General features: G+C 35.2%; 5 protein-coding genes. 2 read left to right on the forward strand and 3 right to left on the reverse strand.

Translation table 11 applies throughout. The features are described from left to right. Positions 1 to 13: 13 nt before the first annotated feature. Both CXF85_RS22680 and arsH read right to left on the reverse strand, forming a co-directional pair. Complete coding sequence (locus CXF85_RS22680) at positions 14 to 1,243, reverse strand: alkaline phosphatase family protein (protein WP_101230916.1); 1,230 nt, start codon at positions 1,241 to 1,243, stop codon at positions 14 to 16. A gap of 241 nt (positions 1,244 to 1,484) precedes the next feature. Beyond that, positions 1,485 to 2,189, reverse strand: coding sequence for an arsenical resistance protein ArsH (arsH, locus tag CXF85_RS22685; protein ID WP_101230917.1), 705 nt, complete (start codon positions 2,187 to 2,189; stop codon positions 1,485 to 1,487). 127 nt (positions 2,190 to 2,316) lie between these two features. Between arsH and sigZ the strand changes: the two genes are divergently transcribed. Then, positions 2,317 to 2,850, forward strand: coding sequence for an RNA polymerase sigma factor SigZ (gene sigZ / locus CXF85_RS22690; RefSeq protein ID WP_101230918.1), 534 nt, complete (start codon positions 2,317 to 2,319; stop codon positions 2,848 to 2,850). Positions 2,851 to 2,916: 66 nt separating this feature from the next. On the opposite strand, the gene CXF85_RS22695 is transcribed toward sigZ, so the two are convergent. Beyond that, positions 2,917 to 4,617 carry a B12-binding domain-containing radical SAM protein gene (locus CXF85_RS22695; protein ID WP_101230919.1) on the reverse strand — a complete coding sequence of 567 codons (1,701 nt, stop codon included), beginning with the start codon at positions 4,615 to 4,617 and terminating at the stop codon, positions 2,917 to 2,919. Between the two features lie 697 nt (positions 4,618 to 5,314). Between CXF85_RS22695 and CXF85_RS22700 the strand changes: the two genes are divergently transcribed. Beyond that, on the forward strand, positions 5,315 to 5,776 hold the full coding sequence (locus CXF85_RS22700; RefSeq protein ID WP_101230920.1) for a nuclear transport factor 2 family protein: 462 nt from the start codon (positions 5,315 to 5,317) through the stop codon (positions 5,774 to 5,776). The last annotated feature ends 509 nt before the right edge of the window (positions 5,777 to 6,285 follow it).

Here is a 6,285-nt window from a genome sequence, read left to right on the forward strand (position 1 = left end):
AATAATTATTTATCTATTTAAGTAATGGTTTCATTATCTCCAATTTACCATCAATTGGCGTAGTAATATCTACACCTAAAATTTGAGCGAGCAACGGCATAATATTTACATTCTCAACAGTAGCTAATTGGAAACTTTCCTTAAACGCGGGACCTGTAGCATAAAATATTCCATCCATATCTTTAGTATTAAACTGGCTCCAACCATGATTGCCTTTACTCGTTTTTCCCGTAAAACCAATTGACCAATCTTTATCCGTTAAACAAGTGATATCACCAATACGGTTTGTTTTAGACGCATTAAATTTTGTTGGAATATCTTGATATTGATAACATTGATAGTGATTAGCTTGTTGATTAAGTTCTGCAACCGTTTCAGCCAATGTGCGTTTAGATTTTCCCTCATCATATATTAATACAATGGGATTAGTTGCTACCACTTTATACTCATCGTTTAACCATGTTGGTAAATATTCGTAGTTTTTAGCCGGGTAATCTACCATGCCGTGATCAGACACAATAACAATATTGACTTCAAAATCTAGCAAACGTACCTTACTAACCATTTCTCGAATAGTATCATCAACTTTATTAATAGCGGCAATCAGTTCAGCTGAATCTTGACCAAAATGATGCCCTGCACTGTCAATATCATGAAAATAGGTTGTAATGAGTTGTGGTCGTTCGCTTGAAGGAAGCTTGTACCAATTTAAAATACCCTCTATGCGCTCATGATGTGTGGCGTTATGATTATATGTTTTATAGTGGGACGGATAAATGCCCGTAATAGCTGCTTCTGAGCCTGGCCAAAAATAACTGGCTGTTCGCATATCTTGCTCTTCAGCAATAACCCACAGCGGTTTACGTAAATAAAAATCTGCATTAGTAACGGCATTTGATTCTTTAATATTGTAGCTTTTCTTTAAGTCCGGTGCATAAAAACGATTGGCCACTATGCCATGATTTTCAGGATATGACCCGGTTATAATACTCAGATGATTAGGGAACGTTTTAGTGGGAAAAGCAGGACGTAATGACGTTAAGTGAGCCGATTTTTTGGCAAATTCAGACAAAAATTCTGGTTTGTATTTATCAACATAATCCCATCTAAAACCATCGAGAGAAATTAATAACACATAAGGTTTAGGCTTAACAATATCTACCACCGTATTGGATGCTTTTTTCGATTCAGCAGTACACGCATTTAAGCAAAGTAATACGGCTATTATAAGTAATCTTTTCAATGTGACTCTCTAATAAAAAGGACTAAGTTGACGATTACACTAATAATCGCCACTGTAAAAATTAATTGTTTTTTTGTAAAAAATGAATAGTTGAGGTCCAAATTCCCGCTAACTATATATTTTATTTATAAATTAAGCCATTGTCAGTTTATTTATAAAGCGTGATAATCAAATTGATTTAGGGTGTGAATATATCAGCGTCAGCAATAACACGACTAACTTTATATTTTCCGTATGGTGATTACATGGCTATCAACGTTGAGTTTTCTGCACGTCTCTCACTGTATCTATCTAACAAAAAATCACTTTGATCTCGCGTTAAATAAGTAAAACGCATCAACTCCTCCATCACATCAACAATACGGTCTCTATAAGGGGATGCTTTCATTAAACCCTCTTTAGTAAACTCGTTATACGCTTTTGCTACAGAGGATTGATTTGGGATTGTTAACATTCTCATCCAACGACCTAATATCCTCATATTGTTGATTGCGTTAAAGCTTTGTGAGCCCCCTGTTACTTGCATAACGGCTAATACTTTTCCTTGTGTTGGCCTAACTGCGCCAAGTGATAACGGGATCCAATCTACTTGAGTTTTCATTACTCCTGACATATTTCCGTGTATTTCAGGTGACGACCAAACTTGCGCTTCAGACCATGTCACTAATTCTCTAAGTTCTACTACCTTAGGGTGGTTAACTGAATCCTTATTATCAATCTCACTATTATCAATCTCACTATTATCAAATAATGGCAGCCCTTTGGGATTAAAAAACTTTACTTCTGCGCCCATTGTTTCCAATATTCGCCCTGCTTCTTCAGCGCTTAATCGGCTAAACGAGGTTTCACGCAATGAGCCATATAACATTAATACGCGAGGTTTATGGATACTGACTTTGTTAACGGTGTGCTTTAGGTTAAATTGTTCGTTTTGTAAGAAGTTCATATTAATTCCAATGGGTTTATTTACCCATAAGACGATGGACCTTACAAAAAGACGAAAAATATTATATAAATAATGAAAAACTATCTAATGACAAAAATGCGCCCAAGTTCAGGAGTTAATCAGTAAAATGAACATAGAAGAACTATGGCAAGATTACAGAGCGGCGTTGAAGCGGTTTATACATGCGAAAGTATCAAATGAAGCTGATGTAGAAGATTTACTGCAAGATATTTTGATAAAAACCTATAACAACCTTGATTCAGTAAAAGCACAAAAGAGCGTTAAATCATGGTTATTTCAAATAGCTAATAATACCATCATTGACTACTACCGAAAGAACGCCCGTACTCAAGCAGCGATTATTAAAGCGTTATTGCCTGTTGCTGATTCACAAGAGAGCAACGTTGACTTGTCAAACTGCATATCTCCCTTTATTAACGCGTTGCCAGATGATCACGCCAGTTTATTAACCGCTATAGATTTAAATAACCAATCACAAAAGCAATATGCTGAACAGTTAGGCATCAGTTACTCAACGCTTAAATCCCGCGTACAAAAAAGTAGAGGTCTGCTGAAAAAGGTGTTCGACGATTGTTGCCATTTTAAAATTGATAAGATTGGTAATGTTTATGATTATGATGCAAAAACAAAAAGCCGATAATCTTTCGATTAACGGCTTTATTAATGTAGTGTTAGCAATGCAAGTAGATAAATTCACTCCCTGCTATTAGCTCATATGTTGTTGCTGTCGCTTTAATGCTTTATTTTTACTGACGGTTTCCACTTGAGGAACCGAATACAGGTTAAGGCTACTAAACAGGCTTTTTAATTTAGCTGCATCGTAATCTACTTCAATTTTTTCAATAACAAGTTGATGTTTTTCCGGATATAAAGCTTCTACCGCTTGTGAAATTAACTCAAATAACTTCTTCAGACTAATTTTATGAATTTGTCCTGTTTTGTTAAAAATCCACTCGGTAATCGCCATAAAATCATCAAACGGTTTATCCGACAATATATGGGGTAAAACGTATTTAAAACGCCCTGAATTACCAATCATGTCCCAATAACGTGCGAAACGGTTAATACGTTGCATGGTGGTAAAGCTTACCCTATCAGTACTTAATATATTAAAGGGCGGTAATGGATTAAAACGAAGGTCGAATGCTTCAGTATGTCGAATGATTGGACTACCTCTCAAACGTTTCAAAATACCCATTTGAATTTCATGCGGTCGACAATGATAAAGTTGATTGAAACTATCTTTAAAGGTGTCTAACGTTTCACCCGGTAAGCCAAAAATGAGATCCGCATGAATATGTGCATGGGTATTATCTTTTAGCCAAATTAAATTCTCTTTTGACTTAGCGTTGTTTTGCTTACGGCTAATATTCTTTTGTACTTCAGTATTAAAGGTTTGTATGCCAATTTCAAACTGTAAACTACCTTCAGGAAACTGCGCTAACAACTCCTTTAATTTTCTAGGCAAGTGATCGGGTACCACTTCAAAATGAAGATACAGATCATCAGTCATTTTGTCTAAGAAAAACTGCATTATTTGCATGGTGGTTTTAATGTTTAAATTAAAGGTTCGATCAATAAATTTAAAATTTCTTGCTCCACGTTGATAAAGTATTTCCATTTGTTCAAGAAATAACTCTAACGCAAAGGGTACCGATGTTTTGTCCAAAGATGATAAACAAAATTCACATTTAAAGGGGCAACCACGCGACGCTTCAACGTACAGCAAACGGTGCGTTAAATCTTCATCGGTATAATATTGATAAGGTAACTCTAACTCGCTTAGTTCTACCGGTTTTGAGTGAACAATTTTTTTATCTGGCGGCGTATCGTTTATAATATCTTTACACAGTTGATAGAAACTTAAATCTGCCGGACCCGTTAATACATAATCAGCACACTGCACAATAGCTTGCTGATCAGTTTCATAACTGACTTCAGGGCCGCCTAATATAATCTTAACTCCGGGTGCAATAACTCTTAATAGATTAACAACAGCTGTCGTTTCAACGATATTCCAGATATAGACACCGAAACCAACAATGCTTGGTTTTGCTGCTAAAATTTGTTCAACAATATCCATGTCGCGTGTTTGGATAATAAACTCTTTTATTTCACATATATCCTGTAATTCTTTTAAATTCGCGTACAGATAACGTAAGCCAAAACTGGTGTGAAAGTACTTTGCATTAAGTGTAGCCAGCACAATTTTAGGGGTGATTCCTTCACCTTCATCACGGCTTTGATTTGTAGGCTGTGTTCCCTTGTTTACTGGCCCAGGTTTTATTGACTCTAGTTTTATTGGCTCGGATATTGTTGACTCGGGTATCATTGAAACAGGAGTATTGCCTTCAGTGAGGGGAACTTGTCTGATAGTTAGTTCTGGATTATTTTTTTGCTCGGCCATGCTGAAGAGTAAATGCCTTTGATTAAATACTGTTAATAATATAGCCGCAATTATACTGTGATTACTTATTATGTAAATGAAGATGAGTAATGAGGCTATCTCACAAGAAGACTAAGCGAAAGCCACTATGTCAGAAATTGTGATCCTTAAACTAAATCGAATTTAAGCCATCAGATTCAGAATCTCTCAGAAGTTTTCGAAACGAAAAAATATTAACGTTCACTTTGCGCTTTGTTGACATTTCAGTTAAAAATATTGAGATATATTTTCTAATGAATTAACTACCAGCGTTATTACGACTTTATATAGGCCGTTTAACTAGCATTGGCTAATCAACTTATGAAGTATTCTGATAAAACGCGACTTAATTAACTACGTCGCGTTTTTTGGTTTAGATGGTTAACTAATTAATGGTTTTAACTAAAAATTGTTAATAACAAAATAGTCTTAATATTTACCTTATAGATAGCTGTATTTATATACAGCTATCTGCAAATCCTCCTTTCTACAAGAAAGCGTGCAAATTGCCTTCTTTTACACATCTACCAGTCAAACAGTTATTTTTAACTTATTGATCTATCAATAACAATAAAGTAATCTCTTGAAATTATAAAATTATGGACGATTAATCCCATCTTGTAGAAAGAAGGAATTTCTCCTCATATTAAACTGTTATATTTAAAGGAGTTTAATATTTATGCAAACATTCAAAGTGTTCACGTTACTTATATCAATCCTATTTAGTTTTAATAGTTTTGCGAGTGATTCCCCCTTCAAAACTGTTCAAGAGTTTTTTGCAGCAACATCAGCTGTCGACCACTCTAGACTTAGATCGCTAGCGACCGAAGACTTTCAACTTCTAGAGGTAGGCGATATATGGGATATTGATAAACTAGTATCCGTCATTCAACCTTCAGATGAAAAAAGGCTAAATTACTTTAATTTGATAACCACTAAAGTTAATGGGGACATCGCTTGGGTCAGTTATTGGAACCAGGCAAAATTCGTTAAAGGGGATGAATCGTTTAAAATGGCTTGGCTGGAAAGTGCGGTATTGGTGAAGGAAAATTCTAAATGGCGAATTCAAATGCTGCACTCCACAAGAATTAAAAAAGATAAATTTCCTAAAAATATAGTAATGACAGAGTTTACAGAGTAATTAAATATAACAAGTTGCTTAAACGGAAAAATAACAGCTGGCCATCGCTTCGCGATTATAGCCAACCATTATTTTCCGCTTAGCAAGGCGTTAGTTGCCCCCACAAATTAGATTAATATTTATTTTAGTGTTTGGCGTGTTTCATAAGAGTTTATTGTTTGTTTCATTCTTTTTTGTGGTAACTTTACCGCATTCAATTGTTTAGCGTTTTTGGCTAAACAGTTTCGCCTAAATGGATTTAGTGTTTTTTCGCTCAACTTCCTTTAGGTTAATCAATTCACGTTTGCATTTATCGCTTAATAGCTTTTGTGTAAACGGCTCAAATTTAATTTGGGTGTTAAGTGGCGGTGGGTGTTTGCTAATTCTCACTTCCACAAATTTATTTTAGCGATTGCTTAGCGTGTTGTGTTTTAAAACACAGCAACTAACAAGGCATTCAAAAGGACTAAAAAAAGTTGGCTGCCGTTCGTGCCTCACTATTTTAGCCAACCATTTTTAGCCTCTTAATG

The organism is Colwellia sp. 75C3 (assembly GCF_002836255.1).
Classification (GTDB): domain Bacteria; phylum Pseudomonadota; class Gammaproteobacteria; order Enterobacterales; family Alteromonadaceae; genus Colwellia.

Coding starts and splice junctions, on each gene's coding strand:
- sigZ (WP_101230918.1), top strand. CDS start 2,317: ATGAACATAGAAGAACTATGGCAAGATTACAGAGCGGCGTTGAAGCGG.
- CXF85_RS22700 (WP_101230920.1), top strand. CDS start 5,315: ATGCAAACATTCAAAGTGTTCACGTTACTTATATCAATCCTATTTAGT.
- CXF85_RS22695 (WP_101230919.1), bottom strand. CDS start 4,617: ATGGCCGAGCAAAAAAATAATCCAGAACTAACTATCAGACAAGTTCCC.
- arsH (WP_101230917.1), bottom strand. CDS start 2,189: ATGAACTTCTTACAAAACGAACAATTTAACCTAAAGCACACCGTTAAC.